Source organism: Chryseobacterium sp. SIMBA_029 (assembly GCF_046535275.1).
Taxonomy (GTDB): domain Bacteria; phylum Bacteroidota; class Bacteroidia; order Flavobacteriales; family Weeksellaceae; genus Chryseobacterium.
Map to the genome: position 1 here is coordinate 60,018 of NZ_JAWRXA010000015.1, position 16,761 is coordinate 76,778.

The window sequence follows — 16,761 nt, forward strand, 5'->3', positions numbered from 1 at the left end:
GCATAAATGATAAATCCCTTGATAATTTTCAAGGGATTTTATTTTATCTGGTCCATTTATGAATATGTTCAATTCTTGTATTTCTTTTCATCAAAGAATGGAACCTTAATTTCAGCAGTATTTTTCTTCCTTCTACAGTTCTCGTAAAAACCAACTCAGACTTTTCCATTAAATCATTCCAGGTTGCATTAAAAAATTCTGCACTTTTCTTGTTCTTCGCAAAGATTTCAGGAACCGGATAATAACTGCTTTGCCCTCTGAACAATGAATACACTTTTTGTTTAAGGAGATATCTGGGATTATCGACCGGAGCAATCAGCTCCTGCAAAGTTGTAATAAATTGTGACTGTTCATAATGAGTTCCACCTTGTAAATAGCAAACGGCTCTTCCTTCAGCATCTTTATTGCTTACCACAGATAAATTTTCTACAGGAGTCCGGATTACCCTTTCATTTACCAGGTTTTTCACAATTACATTCCCCAATATTACGATATTCTTTGTGATATTTTTATATTTAAAATATTGTCTTAGTGCTCTGTAAAATCTACCGCCATACACTGTAAATCCAACAAAGCCGAATATAAAACCAAACAAGGAAAAATGTAGTGTAGAATGTATGGATTTTGATGATCTGAAAATCCCCAGAAAAACATCCCACCAAAACATTACAAAAGAAGATATCAAAACCATTGAAAGGTTACCCATCATTTTATTGAGATATTTCATCTTCATCTGGCTGGCTTCACGCTGATTTTCGCCGGGAATTTGAATTTCTTCAATAAGAATATTACCTTTTGCCAATGCCGTCTGCCACCTGCTTCCGAGGTGATTTCTGCTATTAGCCAACATCAAGGTCTCCTTATTAATTATTTGTATTTCATCGCTGCTTTCAATGGTTTTGATATTGAGTCTTTCAAAGTTGTTTTCAATAGCAGGATTTCCATTATTTGAAATCCCTACGAAGGTTTTAAAACGCTTTTTCATGACATTGAGGTCTTCTCCCCCTGTTTGGCTTTTTTCATCAAAGCATATCAGGTGCCAGATATTACCTGTCTTAGAGGGTTCATCTTTTTGGGTTCTCATTACTCTTCCCCTCATCTGATTGGACAGGACAAAAGAACTTATAAAACTTGCCAACACCAGTGTATTCATTTTAGGCGCATCCCATCCCTCTCCTAACAGGGATTTTGTTCCTACTAAAATCTGAATTTCTCCTGACTGAAAAATTTCGGTAACAATGGACACAATATGATGACTTAACTGATCATTGCTGTGAATGATAAGATAATTCTCATCATAGGAAAGTGAAGAAACGGTAACGTTTGAAACCGAATTTTTACTGCAAAGCTCATCAAAAAGGGGTTTAGACAACTTGGGTATAATCACAATACTTCCTGTAAGTACTCCAATTTTTTTATCATTATGGTTTTCCCGTCTCAATTTTTCAAAAATAGAAATGGCACCTATTTTATCCAGTTCAAAATTATTTTGTTGTTCCGTACTGATGTATTCTTTTCTGATAAAATCAGTAAGAATCACCATTTTCAAATCTTCTTTCAGTGATGCATATTCGGAATCAGCAATATCTTTGATTCCCTGCAATTTTCCGATACTTGAATTTAAAGCCTGAACAAGATTTTTGTTAGTAAAAAAGCTCACTTTTTTATTTTCAATAAATCCATGCCTTCTCAACCTATTTTCAAGATCGAGACGGTGTTCCGAAACATCTGTTTCATTTAAAAACAAATAAAAATCGAGCAATTCTTCCAGCCAGAAAAAATCAAATTCGGGAATGTATTTTTGCTGATCGCCGATAATCTCAAAATGCAGATCTGGTATTTTCCTTCCTCTATCATTCAGATATATTAATACTGATGAATAAGACGACATATTTTCATAGATCCAATCCAGATGTCCTGCAGGATTCTGATACACAGGATGGGTTTCAATTGTTGTTAAAAGCAGCCCATCATTTTTAATCTCTTTAAAAAATTCGTCGGCATGGGTATAGTAGTATTCTATTTTCTTCTGCTCTTTTTCTGTAGGAAGGTTAAAATATACCAAATCTTGATGGGGACATAAATCTCCTTCAAGCATGAGTTCAGGAACCGAAATTTCCAGATCTACAGGACCGTTCAGTTGTATATACCGCTGCCATTCCAATGCAGAAATATCAAAAGGAGGGGTTGCAGTAAGGGCTACGATAGTTGGATTGATTTCACTTTTTATATCCATTAAACTTCTCCACCATGCATTTTTCAGGTGATGAGCCTCATCAAGAATAATAGTTCCCACTTTCTGTTTTTTAAGACTTTTCACAATTGCTGAGATTGTATTATTGGAAGAAATATCATCTGAATCTTCTTTACCATTATTACAGGCTGCATGCACACCCTGATAGGTGGTTACCGTCATAAAACCTGGATTTCTGATATCCGTAGATATCCATTCCGGAACGGCATCTGTACCCAAAAACAATTCGCAAAAACGCTGTATCCATTGATTCCTGATCGCCAAGGTAGGGGCTACGATTAATGAGGGCTTATTAAGTCTAAGCATAACTTCCAGTCCCAATACTGTTTTTCCTGAACCCGGTGGCGCCACAACATGCAGATGATTATCGGTAAGATAATCATTGAGATGACTGAGAAAGTTTTTCTGATAGGTCCGCCAGGGATATTTAAATGTTATGTTTTCAGGGAAAAAATTCATGATACAATTTAATAAAAAAGAGGTAATTCAATGGATAGAATTACCTCTTTTGTTATATTTAGATTTCAGGAGTTAAGATACTATGGCATTTTTTAAAGCCAGTACATACTTATCGATATACATTTGTTTTTCTTTCAGCTTATACTGCTGAATATATCTTGGATGTTCCAGAATAGTCATTCTTTCAAAAAGCTTTGCTTCTTTATTCAGTTTAGAGATGAATTCCGCATTCTTTTTTCCGAGAACAAACACCTCTGAGGTATCGAGATTTAAACTGACGTGATTCTTTAAAGAATCAATCATAAAATCTTTTACCGCTTCAAACAGCTTTTTATCGTCATAATAATTTGCATTGACTTCACCGTTTTTTGTTTTTCTTACAATAGCCAGCGGAAATGGTGAATTGATATAACAATCATTGTAAAATTCATCTGCACCCCCATATTCTGCAATCATATCATACATAAAGACGGAAGAAATTTCGTGGGTATGGGCTGATTTCATGGTAATTCCACAAACGCTTTCTAACCGTTTTGTATCGGTAAACGGAACTCCTGTAACTCCTGCTCCATGACGACTGGGATTAATTCCGATGATGAATCTTCTCTGATTGGAATCGTTATAATATTTTTGATAAAACTTCTGCATAACTTCCATCGTTTCCGGATTATCTACATAGGGATTTAATACCTGAAAACCTTCAGGTAGATCCCCTGCATATTCCAGATTTTCGTTAAACTGAACAACCTGATCAGCAAAAGTTTTATTCATACCTAGTCTTTAAGAAAAACGAAATCTTCAGGTTCATTGTTATCATCGTCATTTTCTTCTTCGTATTCTTCCTCATCGTCATCAGACAATGCCAGTTCAATATCAATAAACTGAATATACAACCCAGAGATCTGATCTTGTGCATCGTAAGCAAAATATACCGGATAAGCACCATCACCAAAACCACTTGCAAAGATTGGTATATGATAAGATGTGTTAGGAATCATCCAGTTGATCCAGTCTCCGAGATCTCTTTGATTGTCAGGGTGATCTTTATAGCTCTGTGCAAAAAGACCCGCAAAATAATCATCGTAGATATTATCCGCATTGATTTCTGTAAGGAATTTATCAAATGCAGGAAGCACAGTAACATCCGTAATACACGCCAATCCGGCGTCTACTGCAAATCCAAAATAATCACCTTCCCCCACTTCTTCAATGTCTTCGTTACCCAAGAGTGCTTCGCGATAAATAACGGGCTTTTCATCGGTAAACTGTACTTTGGCAACGGCATACCTGTCTCCCCATTCTTCTGATTTTACCACAGCAATCTTTACGGGAAAATCTCCTTTCGGAGTTTCAATGAAATAAGGTTTTTCTCCTGCATTCAAATAGACCAACGGATCTCTTACAATTACTTTTCCGGAAGGAAGGGAAACGTTTCCTATTTCCATCACTTCCATTTTTTGAGAAAGAATTTCCTCAGAGGTAAAATAAGATTCTAAATCTGTGGGACATACGAGAACATCTTTCTGTTCTTCCCATTTTTGCATCCAACTTTCGTTCATTGTTTTTTATTTTATGATTTGATGAATTAAGAGTTAAAAATACTGATTATTTAATCTAAATCAAATTCATCTTCGTCTTTTAATCCTTTAATGAAGGTTTCAAAATCTTTTGCCAGAAAGGTTTTCTTATAATCATCTTCCTGATCTACATGCACAACTTCAGGTTCTCCCTCTTTCCCGCATATGGAATAATCCAGCATCACCATATCGTGTCCTGCGGAAGGACAGTCGGCAATATACACTCCTGTATCCGGATATCCCCATTCATCCATCATAAACCGACTTCCAAGTTCGCCACAAAGAGAATATGTTTTTTCACGTCCAATCCCCATAATTCCGGTAATTGCGATGTGATCATCTGCCCAGGAAGTACTTTCAGCAGTAGGAAAACAGGATTTGTTTACTAAGCCGCCATTCTGATACCTCATCAACTCAATATAAGAAGCGGGAAGTTTATATCCCAGTTCACTTTCCACTGATGCAATCATTTCATCATTGGGGTAATCTTCAATATAATCTCTTACTGAATAGCTGCTTTCATTCCAGAAATTGGTAAAATCGAAGTCTTTGAAAAATTGTAATTCCATATTTTTTGTAAATAAATGAGATTCTGATATTAGTATTCCTGTAAAAGTACTTATCATTTTTAAGAAAAGCCTTTATTCAACTAAGATTTTATCAGGGACAACAAAAATCCCTTCCGGTAAAAACCAAAAGGGAGTATCAATTTATATTTTATTTTGAATTAAATCAATCCAAACTGCTCAAAATGATGGGTAAAATGCTTACTGTGCATTAATTCCCACATTTCTTTGTTTAATTTTCCAAAAACAAAATTCATATGTTCTGCCTGTGGATTTTCTTTATAATACACTGAAAATTTCTTCAAATTATCTATGAAAGACTGTTTTGCAGCTTCAAGATTTTTATGTCTTAATTCTAACAATTTTTCATCTTCCGCCAGAAAAGGAGCCGGGAAATCTTTCGGCATTTTTCTGTGATTATAAAGGGAATCCTGCCATTTTTCAAGCTGCTCTTCCGGAGTATAGCATTTTTCTGCTTCGGGTTCGCCTAAACTTACCAAAACGCCATGTTCCAAGTGCTCAATCATTTGCTGAGGAGACATTTTACCCCATTTTGCCGAAGTGTGATCTGTTAAACCGTTCAGAATTTTCTCAACAGCTTTTACTTTCAAATCGATAAATGGAGATTTCTTCGCTACCAATGTTAAGATCGTAGCTACACAAACTACTTCTTCACGCTGATTAACAACTTCAACCAGCCATTTTACCACTCCTGAAGGTATGTTTCTGCCTTTTACACCACGGTTTACCTTTTCTTTTGCCGTTAAGTATACCGTAATGGTATCCCCTGCGTATACCGGTTTAAAGAAATTACAATTTTCTAATCCATAATTGGCAATAACAGGGCCTTTTTTACCGGAAACAAATAATCCTGCCGCCGCTGAAAGGATGAAATATCCGTGTGCTACGGTTTTATCAAAAATAGTTCCTGTTAAACTTGTTGCATCTGTGTGGGCATAGAAATGATCCCATGAAACATTGGAGAAGTTAACGATATCTGCATCGGTAACTGTTCTTCCTGCCGTTTCTAATGAATCTCCGACTTCAACATCTTCAAAATATTTTTGGAAAGGATGTTTGTCTGCGAATTTTTTCTCTGCTCCCTGCTGATAAATTTTAGTAATCGCTGTCAGAACATCCGGTGATCCCTGAATCGCTGTTTTTTGAAGGAAGAAATGTAAGCCGTTCAATCCGCCCATTTCTTCTCCACCTCCTGCTCTACCAGGTCCTCCATGCATTAAAGTAGGAAGTGGCGAACCATGTCCTGTGCTTTCTTTTGCATTATCTCTGTTCAACACAAAGATTCTTCCGTGCTGGGAAGCCATTTTCCATGAAGTTTCAGCGATAAACTGGTCATCATGAGAAATGATAGAACCTACCAAACTTCCTTTTCCTCTTTTTGCCAGCGCAGCTGCTTCTTCGGCATCTTTATAAGGCATCAGAGTAGAAACGGGTCCGAAAGCCTCCACATCGTGAGAGATATTTTTTTCGAAAGGCTTGTCATTCAGGAATAATTTCGGACTCATAAATGCTCCGTTTTCGTAATCAGCATCTACTAATTCATGTTTTCCGTCGTATACAAGCTCTGTTTCGGTTTTTAAAATATTAACTTTTCTAAGAACTTCATCGTATTGTTGTTTTCCCACTAAAGATCCCATTCTGGTTTCTCTGCTTAATGGATTTCCTATTTTGGTTTGATCCAACGCTTTGGATAAGGCATTCTGAACGTCACCTATCAAATGTTCAGGAACGATAATTCTTCTGATCGCCGTACATTTCTGACCGGCCTTTGTTGTCATTTCCGTACGAACTTCTTTAATGAAGAGATCAAATTCAGGGGTTCCCGGTTTTGCATCTAATCCAAGAATGGAACAGTTCAGGGAATCGGCTTCCATATTGAAACGCACAGAATTTCCAGACACTGAAGGTAAAGATTTCAATTTTCTACCTGTCGTTGCAGAGCCTGTGAACAAGACAGAATCTCCATCCTGTACGTAATCCAGAATATTTCCGGGTTCACCGCAAACCAGTTGAAGGGCACCTTCAGGAAGGACTCCACTTTCAATCATATCCTGAAAAACAGCATTGGTTAAATAAGAACCGTAAGGAGATGGTTTTACAATACTTGGAACTCCCGCCAATAATGAAGTTGACAGCTTCTCCAGCATTCCCCAAACCGGAAAGTTATAGGCATTGATCTGTACAGAAACTCCTTCACTAGGAGTTAAAATATGAGTTCCCAGAAAAGTTCCGTTGGCAGAAATCTTCTGAGTTTCACCATCTACCCAAAACGGAGTATTCGGAAGCATTCTTTTTGCCAATCCGGAATAGGTGAAAAAGGTACCAAACCCTCCTTCAATATCTACCCATGAGTCTGCATGCGTAGCTCCTGTTTTATATGATAGTTCGTAATATTTTTTCTTTCTTTCTAAAAGATATAGTGCTACTTTTTTCAACATTTCTCCACGATCGTAGAACGTCATAGAAGAAAGGTTCTTGTACCCTATTGTTCTTCCATAATCAAGAGCCTGTTCAAAATTAAGGCCTTCTGTATCTGAAACAGCAACCTGCTCTCCCGTTACAGCATTGTATAAAGGAATTCCGTTTCCGGTACCTTCTACCCATTCTCCGTAGATATAGTTTTTTAATTTTTCCATAAAATATTTAATTTAACAATGTGTCCATCTAACAGTTTGGCAGTGAGTTACTCCTATAAACTTGACATGCAAGCACATAATGATTAGATTTTCACATTGATATATTGTTACATTTATTTATTTTTATTTCGGTTCTTTATAAGGAAACATTTTTACCAGTCCTTCATACAGACTTCTGTGAAGAATGGTTGCATGGTTATCACCTTCCATCATTTTATATTCTACCGTCCAGTTTTTCTTGTTCGAATTTTTAAGAATATCATAGATGGATTCTGCATCTTTTACCATCACAGGATGTTCGCCTTTTCCTACAGAAACATACACAAACTTTTTCGTGTCAGGACTTTTAGAAAGCAGCTGTTTTGCCTGTTTAATCAGACTTTGATCATCCCACCACAAACTTGGGCTTATGATGAAATAATTATTGAACATTTCAGGCTTTTTTAATAAAATTTCCGTTGCCAGAAGTCCACCCAAAGACTGTCCGAATATATAGGTATCTGCTGTTTTGTAATGACTTTCTACATAAGGTTTCAATTCTTTCTCAAGAAAGCTGATAAAGACATCAGAATGTCCTGTAGTAGGATAGTCTTTTTGTAAATCTTTTAAATCTGTATGGTAGGTAAAATCTCTTTTACGGTCTACGTTGGCTATTCCCACAACAATCGTCTCCGGCATAGCATACATTTGATTAAAGAACTGAACCAGTCCTGAAACATGGATAAAATCTTCATTCATGCTTCCATCCAGAAGATAGATTACGGGATATGATTTAGCTTTATCAAAACCCAAAGGAAGATAGATATTTAAAGTTCTCTCTTCTTTTAAGATCGTAGACTTTAAGGTGACTGTTTCCCCAATGGTAAGTGGTTTTACTGTTTCATTCTGCGCTAATACCATAAACTGAAATGCAAACAGAATACTGCAGAAAATTAGAAGTTTTTTAATCATACTTTATTTCATTTTTAATCTTTAAAAAACTATGAGCTTTTCTTTATGCTTTTAACCAGGTCTTTCCATGTTCTGTTGCCATTGCCTAAAACAAAATTTATAAAAAAAAATGTAAAGAACATGATTACATAGAGCATATAATCTTCATGATCATGTGTAAAAATAATTTTAAACAGATAATAAAGCACCAAATTTATAATCCCTAAAACTAAGGAACGTAAGAAGTTTCTTAAAGTAAATATATTTCCCATAAATTTCAGCAAGAGCAATTATTTCAAATCTGCCCAGATGCTATAATCCACCACTTTCGTAGGGATCTGTTCTACATATTCTGAAAACGGCTCGCACGAAAGAATGGCATCCTTCCCTTCTCTTGCCAATTCCTGATACAGTTTTGTACCCTGTGTTTTCCAATGAATCATATCATCAGAAACATCCCTGATAATTTTTGCCGGACTTCCAACAATTAATTTTCTTGGCCCACATGTAAAGTTGGCAGGAACAAAAGCTAATGCTCCAATGATGCATTCATCACCGATCACAGCTTTATCCATTACCACAGCATTCATTCCTACCAGACAGTTCTTCCCGATATGCCCGGAATGGATAATAGCACCATGCCCAATGTGTGCTGATTCTTCTAAAATAGTTTCAATATTGGGAAAAACGTGGAGTGTACAGTTTTCCTGAACATTGGCTCCGTCTTTTATAATAATTTTACCCCAGTCGCCACGGATGACCGCATTGGGACCAATATATACTTCTTCGCCTATTTCTACATTTCCAATGATTACGGCCTGCGGATGAATATAGGCCGATGGTTTTATGATAGGGCGAATCCCGTGATATGAGTAGATATTCATGAAATTTTATTAAAAATTTAATTTAACAATGTATCAATCTAACAGTTTACCAATTGAGATTCTTCACTTTGCTCAGAATGACAGGAATTGTTACATTGATACATTTTTAGATTGTTATAGTAAAAAAGCTATACTTTTTCAATTACCATTGCATAGCCTTGACCGACACCGATACAAAGCGTACATAATGCATATTTTTTATTCTGCTTTTGAAGCTCTATCGCTGCAGAACCAATGATTCTTGCTCCAGAAACTCCAAGAGGATGCCCAATCGCAATCGCTCCTCCATTTGGATTTATTCTTGCATCATCGTCTTTTAGTCCTAAGCTTCTTGTTACTGCCAATGATTGAGCTGCAAACGCTTCATTTAATTCGATAACATCCATATCTTCTAAAGACAGGTTTAATCTTTTTAAGAGTTTCTGTGTTGCTTCCACAGGTCCGATTCCCATAATTCTTGGCTCAACACCTGCTACCGAAGATCCTAAGATCTTAGCTTTTGGTTTTAATCCGTATTTTTTTACTGCTTCTTCACTTGCCAGGATCAATGCTGCTGCACCGTCGTTCATTCCTGAAGCATTTCCGGCTGTAACGGTTCCTTCTTTTCTGAAAGCAGGACGAAGTTTCCCTAATCCTTCCATAGAAGATGTTGGCTTGATAAATTCGTCTGTATCGAAAATTTTCGGTTCTCCTTTTTTCTGTGGGATTTCAACTTTTACAATTTCTTCCGCCAGTCTTCCGCTTTCCTGTGCTTTTGTAGCTTTCTGCTGAGACCAAAGCGCAAATTTATCCTGATCTTCTCTGCTGATCTGGTGCATATCCGCAAGGTTTTCAGCGGTATCTCCCATTCCGTCAACACCGTACAATTCTTTCATTTTGGGGTTGATAAAACGCCATCCGAAAGTGGTGTCAAATAGTTGGCTGTCTCTTCCGAAAGCGGCACTTGGTTTTGACATTACATACGGAGAACGCGTCATATGCTCTACTCCTCCTGCAATGTAAATTTCACCCTCCCCTGATGCAATCGATCTGAAAGCATTGGCTACAGCTGACATTCCTGAAGCACATAATCTGTTGACGGTTTCACCTCCTATTTTGTAAGGAAGTCCGGCCAGTAAAAGTCCCATTCTTGCAACATTACGGTTATCTTCTCCTGCCTGATTGGCACATCCGAAAATAACGTCTTCAATTTCCTCAACAGGAACTTCAGGGTTTCTTCCCACAATTTCTTTAAGGACAACCGCCGCCAGATCATCAGCTCTAACTTCTGATAATCCTCCCTGCAGTTTTGAAATAGGAGTTCTTATGTAATCTATGATGTATACGTTGTTCATTTTTATTAGATTTTTAGATGCTAGATTTCAGGTTTCAGACAAACAAGAATCTGTTATCTGACATCTGACGTCTATATATCTTTTATAGTTCTGTTACTTTTTTTCCGATTTTATAAACTGTCCCGACAAATTTTGCAATCAGTTCTTCATGTTGATTGGTAATATTGATGTCGTAAACAGCGGTTTTTCTTGTATTGTTTACCAGTTTACTTTCAGCTCTGAAAATATCGCCTTCTTTTCCGGCTTTGGTAAAACTGATGATACAGTTTAATGCTACTGCCGCCTCTCCAGAATTGTTGGACGAAAATGCTAATGCCGAATCTGCAAAAGCAAATGTAACTCCTCCGTGAACGGTTTTAAGGCCATTCAACATTTCCTGCCTGATGGGCATTTCTAGTAAACAATAATTTTCTTGTACTTCAATCATTTTGATATTCATCCACTGGGAAAAATAATCCTGATCGAACATATAGTCTGCAACTTGTCTTGGATTCATTTTACTCTATACTTGTTATTTCTTCATATAATTCTTCAACCAACTGATCATAAATACTCATGGTTTTACCAAGAATTACTTGTTCATAGGAAAGATTTTCTGAATTGGATGAATTTTCAATTGGATAAGGAGCGTTTAAGTCGATTCCGTTTTCATGGGCTAACCGTTTTACCAAGTCTTTATATTTTTCATTAAATTTCCCTAATAATCCAAGTCTCTCTTGATCATCACAGATCGAAGCAATTTCCTGAATTACATAGTTTTTTTCAATTAAAAGCCTTGTTTCCAGCTCAATTTTAAATTCATCTATATCCATTAATTTTAATCTAAAATTTAACATTGTAACTCTTTACCAATTGAGATTCTTCGTTTTCCTCAGAATGACAGTAAGATTGCTACATTGTTAGATTAGTATATTGTTACATTTTACGAAGTAAAGGGCTTTGCCTGTATCTTTCTTCCTGATATTCTTCGTAAAGGTTTTGCAGGGTTTCAGAGATTTTTGCATATCCGATTTCTTTTCCCCAGCTTAATAATCCTTTTGGATAGTTTACTCCTTTCTGCATTGCCAGTTCCAGGTCTTCATCATTGGCAACTCCCAGTCTTTTTGCTTCAACAGCTTCATTGATCAACATGGAAATAATTCTTAAGAAAATCTGCTGATATAAAGTTTCATCCTTTTGAGGAATCGGCTTTTCAGCACCTTCTGTATAATCGTAGAAGCCTTTTCCGGTTTTCCTCCCATGAAGTTTTGCTTCGGATATACGCTGCTGCAGTAAAGATGGTTTATATTTAGGATCGTAAAAATAATCTTTATAAACGGTAGTTGTTACAGAGAAATTCACATCTACACCAATGAGATCCATTAATTCAAAAGGACCCATTTTGAAGTTACCCAGTGTTTTCATAGCATCATCCACCTGTTCCGGAGTTGCTATATTTTCCTCAACGATTCTTAATCCCTCACCGTAGTATGGGCGGGCAATTCTGTTAACAATAAATCCGGGAATATCCTTGGCAATCACGGGAAGTTTACCCCAATCTTTCATGAGGGTGTACATTTTTTCTGCTAAAGACTTTTCTGTCAGTAAAGATGGAATTACCTCAACTAAGGGCATTAACGGTGCCGGATTGAAAAAATGAATTCCGATGAAACGCCCCGGTTTCTTTAATTCTGCCCCTAAGGAAGTAATAGAAATGGATGAGGTATTAGAAGCGATGATACAGTTCTCAGAAACATATTCTTCTAATTCTGTAAAGACTTTTGTCTTAATTTCTTTATTTTCAATAATCGCTTCAATCACAAGATCAGAATCTTTTAGATCCTGTAACGTCTCGCCTTTCGTGATATTGTTTCTGATTTCGGTGGCTTTTTCCTGAGAAATTTTAGCTTTTTCAACTAATTTCTGAAGGGTTTTCTCCAGGCCTGAAAGTGCTTTATCTATTTGCGGTGTCTGTGCATCGTATATAACGACTTTACATCCCGCTGTTGCAGCCACCTGAGCAATTCCTACGCCCATAGTTCCTGCACCAATAATTCCGATATTCATTTTTATTTGTACAATGTATTATGTAAAAAGTATTCATGTACATGCTAAAAACAGATTTGCTTTTTGATCATTAGTTTTTAAAAATCAGCAGCAGAATCATGAATACATCTTACATGAATACTTTACTACGAATTATTTTCCTTTATAATCAGGTTTTCTTTTTTGTAAAAAGGCATTCACTCCTTCTTTGAAATCTTCTGTCTGAGCAGCTTCCTGCTGTAGATCACCTTCTAATTCAAGCTGTTCTTTCAACGTATTGTTGTATGAATGGGCAAAAGCTTTTTTAGTTAACTTTATAGCAACAGTCGGCATATTTGACATTCTTTCAAGAATTTCCATAGATTTTGGAGCAAATTCTTCTTCATTGAAAACTTCTGCAACTAAACCATAAGATTTTGCTTCTTCAGCGGATAATTTTTTACCTGTGAAAGCTAAATAATTTGCCAATTGTCTGCCCAATAATTTTGGTAAGAAGTATGTTCCTCCTGTATCAGGAATCAATCCTATATTAGAAAATGCCTGAGCAAAATATGACTTATCAACTGCTAAAACGAAGTCACAGATTAATGCCAACATAGCACCAGCTCCTACTGCTGGACCATTTACCAAGGCAACAACCGGTTTTTTGCAGTGTGTGATCTCCGTAACCAAAGGATTATAATAATCTACTACAATTTTTCTGATGATGTCGTTATCATGGTGTTCATTTCCCTGTACAAAAGCATCATCCAGATTTTGGCCAGAGCAGAATGCTCTTCCTCTTCCGGAAATAGCCACACATCTTACGGTATCATCTTCGTTGCATTCTCTAATAAAATCTTTCAAATCTCCTAAAGAAGGCTTTGTAAGCGCATTCATTGTTTCCGGTTGGTTGAGGTAAGCAATTTTAAGTTTTCCGTCAAAATGCGTTTCAATATCAAGTTGTGTATACATGGTTTTAAATTTAAAAATTAAATGATTAAAGAATTAAAAAATTACACTGCTCTAATTTAACAATATTAAATCACGTAACAATGCCTCATTTTAATGGCACTTAAAATAGTCAAAAGGCTCCAAACAATCTAAACACTGATAGGAAGCTTTGCATAAGGTAGACCCGAATCTACTGATCTGTTTCGAATGCATCGATCCACAACGCGGACATTTTTTAGGTTTCCCGATGTGATGTTCGTCGGCTCCTTTTTCGGGAGGTGTAATTCCGTACACACGGAGTTTTTCTCTTGCTTCATCTGTCAGCCAGTCTGTCGTCCATATTGGAAACATTTTGGTGACCACTTTTGCATCCCAGCCGTTTTCCTTCATCATTTTAATGATATCTTCCTCAATGGTAAACATAGCAGGACAGGCAGAATAAGTGGGCGTAATTATTACTTCACAAGCATTCTCGCTGGTAACCTTAGCCGCTCTTACAATGCCTAATTCCACGATATTGATTACCGGAATTTCCGGATCGGGGATCTGAGATAGTATGTTTAATAAATTATTCAATTTTTTCTCTAAAATATATTGTATTATCTCCTACAAGAAGACTATCCTTACTCTTTGGATTTTTTAACAGTGCAAAATCACTAAAATATCCTTTTATTTTATCACCTTTCTTAAAGTCATATTTAATATAGGCAAAGTATTTTCCGTTTTTGATGTTTTTGTAAACGATCGAATCTGTTTTAATTTTTTTTGATCCTCTATATATTCTGTATGCAACCTTTGTATTATTTGAAAGCATATCTTTCATTTTAGGTGAGAAAAAATATAATATAAGTTTGTTGAGATTTTTATCTTTTAGCACATAAAATTTACTTACAGAAGAATCAATTTTATTATGTTCTTTAAAAATAACCTGATTTTTGAAGATATCATTTTTACTAAAAACTAAATAATCGATCTGAATTATTTTGGAATTCGTACTATTTGTTACAGTCCAGATTCCAGTTTTACTATCCATTTTAGTGCTAAAGTTACCTGTTAAAGTCAAATTATCTAAATGAGCTGTTACACGATCTATAGAATCATTGACTTTTATTCTAACCTGAGTCTTATAGTTTTTTAATTGAAACATCTCATCAACATCTGTAATGTTCTTGATTATTTTAACTCTCTCTTGTTTCTTTTCACAAGATATTACAGTTAAACTAAACAATAAAAAAATTATAAAATTCTTCATATAAATTTTATGCTACCATGTACATCCCGGATACGCTCTCTGCATATATTGTAATTCACAAAGCATAAATCCGAAATATTCTGTATGATATCCTGTTCTTGATTTAGGCTGCATGAAATGGTCTTTCGGATATTCTAATCCAAAATCTGCGAAATCTTTTTCTGTAATGGAGATAAACTGGTTGTATAATTCATCCACATTCGGAGTGATATTTAAAGCAATTAAATCATCTTCTCCTTCCACTTTTGCGAATAATCCTTTAGTATATTCCCAAACATTTTCGATTGCTTTTACTAAACGGGTTTTACTTTCTTCTGTTCCCTGTGCAAAAATTTTCATCCATGAAGAAGCATGGGTATAATGATACCTAACTTCTTTCAAAGACTTCTGTGCTAGAGCAGAAAGTTCTTCATCAGCAGAATTTGATAATGCTTCATACATCAATTTCTGATAGACAGAGAAAACATATACTTTAAGAATGGTCTGTGCGTAATCTTCATTCGGAAGTTCGGTTAAATGCGCATTCAGATATTCGTGTTCATATCTTAGAAATGCCAAATCATCCTCACTTTTACCGTTATCGGCAACTCTTGAAGCATAAACATAGAAGTTATTGGCCTGTCCAAGTTCGTCCAATGCGATATTTGTCAATGCAATATCTTCCTCCAGATAAGGACCTTCACCGCACCACGCAGACAATCTTTGTCCCATAATGAAACTGTCGTCCGCTAGTTTTAATAAATAATTATATAATGAATTCATTGTTTAATAGATTTCAGATTTCAGACATTAGATTTCAGATGCAGACATTGGGTCTGGTATCTGATATCTCCCATCTTAAAGTCTTTATTAATTACATGTTTTTTACATCATTCGGAATGTCATAAAAAGTCGGGTGACGATATAATTTATCATCTGCCGGATCAAAGAATGCTTCTTTGTCTACTCCTTCTGAAGTCACAATATATTTACTTGGAACTACCCAAACAGAGGTTCCTTCTTTTCTTCTAGTATATACGTCTCTTGCATTCTGCAAAGCCATTTCTGCGGTTGGCGCCTGTACAATTCCAACGTGTTTGTGAGATAATCCCGGTTTAGTCTGAATAAACACTTCCCACATATCTAAATTTGCCATAGTCAAATTATATTTATTTTAAGCTTTTAATTTAATTTTCTGATACATATTTAACAAACGAAAATCCATAATCCGTAATTAAGACAATATCAAAAGGTTTTACTTCTATTCCACCCATACCTGCATCATACAAAAGTGATTTTGAAATTAAATCTTGAATTAAAAATAAATATTCTTTTTTTTCAAGATTATAGTTTTCAGGACATTGAAAATTTTTAAATAAGTTTTCTCTTTTATTTTCAAATTCTTTTTTTTCATAAGAATGAATATGCTCTGCAAAACCTCCTTTATTGATTTGAAATTGAATAATCTCATCAATCTTTTCAGATAGCTCTATATATTGTTTAGCATATTCGCTTTGCTTAATTAGTATTTCAAATTGCTTATCCGTAATTTTTGACACTACGTCTAAAAATGATTCAATATATTCGCGCTTTTCAGGAACTGAGATTTGTTTTATTAGTATTTGCCTAAATCTTTTTAACTTTTCTTCATTCTGAGTCCTTCCCACTTTTTCAATAATACTTTCAAATATATCCCCAAACTCTTCGCTGTTTATATATGATTCATTAATTGAACTCTCACTAACGGTCTCAAGGTAATCTTTAAGATTTTGAACGAATTTATTTAAACGTTCCTGTTTGATTCTCCCTCTATGTTCAAACAAAATTTCATTTAGCGGAGTTCCTATGTATGGGATACTTTGAATAAGTATTTTTAGCCCTGTAACTTGAGTATGATTATCTATTTCCAAT

The 16,761-nt window shown here is 35.6% G+C and carries 17 protein-coding genes; all 17 read right to left on the reverse strand.

Annotated elements, in window-relative coordinates:
- Window positions 1-43: 43 nt before the first annotated feature.
- The 17 genes from SB679_RS21730 to SB679_RS21810 all read right to left on the reverse strand — a co-directional run bounded on the left by SB679_RS21730 (window position 44) and on the right by SB679_RS21810 (window position 16,760).
- Window positions 44-2,713 (reverse strand): DEAD/DEAH box helicase family protein, encoded by a 2,670-nt coding sequence (locus SB679_RS21730; RefSeq protein ID WP_410704390.1) that lies wholly within the window; start codon window positions 2,711-2,713, stop codon window positions 44-46.
- Between the two features lie 72 nt (window positions 2,714-2,785).
- On the reverse strand, window positions 2,786-3,484 hold the full coding sequence (locus SB679_RS21735; RefSeq protein WP_410704391.1) for an SMUG2 DNA glycosylase family protein: 699 nt from the start codon (window positions 3,482-3,484) through the stop codon (window positions 2,786-2,788).
- 2 nt (window positions 3,485-3,486) lie between these two features.
- Window positions 3,487-4,272, reverse strand: a complete 786-nt coding sequence (locus SB679_RS21740; RefSeq protein WP_410704392.1) for a DUF4241 domain-containing protein — start codon at window positions 4,270-4,272, stop codon at window positions 3,487-3,489.
- 50 nt (window positions 4,273-4,322) lie between these two features.
- Window positions 4,323-4,859, reverse strand: a complete 537-nt coding sequence (locus SB679_RS21745; RefSeq protein WP_410704393.1) for an SMI1/KNR4 family protein — start codon at window positions 4,857-4,859, stop codon at window positions 4,323-4,325.
- Between the two features lie 158 nt (window positions 4,860-5,017).
- On the reverse strand, window positions 5,018-7,513 hold the full coding sequence (gene paaZ / locus SB679_RS21750) for a phenylacetic acid degradation bifunctional protein PaaZ (protein ID WP_410704394.1): 2,496 nt from the start codon (window positions 7,511-7,513) through the stop codon (window positions 5,018-5,020).
- A 123-nt stretch (window positions 7,514-7,636) separates the two neighbouring features.
- Window positions 7,637-8,464, reverse strand: coding sequence for an alpha/beta hydrolase (locus SB679_RS21755; RefSeq protein ID WP_410704395.1), 828 nt, complete (start codon window positions 8,462-8,464; stop codon window positions 7,637-7,639).
- A gap of 269 nt (window positions 8,465-8,733) precedes the next feature.
- Window positions 8,734-9,327 carry a transferase hexapeptide repeat family protein gene (locus tag SB679_RS21760; RefSeq protein ID WP_410704396.1) on the reverse strand — a complete coding sequence of 198 codons (594 nt, stop codon included), beginning with the start codon at window positions 9,325-9,327 and terminating at the stop codon, window positions 8,734-8,736.
- Window positions 9,328-9,455: 128 nt separating this feature from the next.
- Window positions 9,456-10,661: a 3-oxoadipyl-CoA thiolase gene (gene pcaF / locus SB679_RS21765; protein WP_410704397.1), complete on the reverse strand. Its 1,206-nt coding sequence runs from the start codon at window positions 10,659-10,661 to the stop codon at window positions 9,456-9,458.
- Window positions 10,662-10,743: 82 nt separating this feature from the next.
- A complete protein-coding gene (locus SB679_RS21770) occupies window positions 10,744-11,157 on the reverse strand; it encodes a PaaI family thioesterase (protein WP_410704398.1) in 414 nt (137 codons plus the stop codon).
- A 1-nt stretch (window position 11,158) separates the two neighbouring features.
- A complete protein-coding gene (locus SB679_RS21775; RefSeq protein ID WP_410704399.1) occupies window positions 11,159-11,473 on the reverse strand; it encodes a hypothetical protein in 315 nt (104 codons plus the stop codon).
- A 103-nt stretch (window positions 11,474-11,576) separates the two neighbouring features.
- Window positions 11,577-12,707 (reverse strand): 3-hydroxyacyl-CoA dehydrogenase NAD-binding domain-containing protein, encoded by a 1,131-nt coding sequence (locus tag SB679_RS21780; protein WP_410704400.1) that lies wholly within the window; start codon window positions 12,705-12,707, stop codon window positions 11,577-11,579.
- A 132-nt stretch (window positions 12,708-12,839) separates the two neighbouring features.
- Window positions 12,840-13,640, reverse strand: a complete 801-nt coding sequence (locus SB679_RS21785; protein ID WP_410704401.1) for an enoyl-CoA hydratase/isomerase family protein — start codon at window positions 13,638-13,640, stop codon at window positions 12,840-12,842.
- Between the two features lie 90 nt (window positions 13,641-13,730).
- Window positions 13,731-14,195: a 1,2-phenylacetyl-CoA epoxidase subunit PaaD gene (gene paaD, locus SB679_RS21790; RefSeq protein ID WP_410704402.1), complete on the reverse strand. Its 465-nt coding sequence runs from the start codon at window positions 14,193-14,195 to the stop codon at window positions 13,731-13,733.
- Window positions 14,188-14,871: a hypothetical protein gene (locus SB679_RS21795; RefSeq protein ID WP_410704403.1), complete on the reverse strand. Its 684-nt coding sequence runs from the start codon at window positions 14,869-14,871 to the stop codon at window positions 14,188-14,190. Before SB679_RS21795 ends, paaD begins: the two co-directional genes overlap by 8 nt.
- Before the next feature lie 12 nt (window positions 14,872-14,883).
- Window positions 14,884-15,633 (reverse strand): 1,2-phenylacetyl-CoA epoxidase subunit PaaC, encoded by a 750-nt coding sequence (gene paaC, locus SB679_RS21800; RefSeq protein WP_410704404.1) that lies wholly within the window; start codon window positions 15,631-15,633, stop codon window positions 14,884-14,886.
- Between the two features lie 91 nt (window positions 15,634-15,724).
- Window positions 15,725-16,006 (reverse strand): 1,2-phenylacetyl-CoA epoxidase subunit PaaB, encoded by a 282-nt coding sequence (paaB, locus tag SB679_RS21805; RefSeq protein ID WP_039364405.1) that lies wholly within the window; start codon window positions 16,004-16,006, stop codon window positions 15,725-15,727.
- Window positions 16,007-16,037: 31 nt separating this feature from the next.
- Entirely contained in the window at window positions 16,038-16,760 is a 723-nt protein-coding gene (locus tag SB679_RS21810) for a hypothetical protein (protein WP_410704405.1), read from the reverse strand.
- Between the last annotated feature and the right edge of the window lies 1 nt (window position 16,761).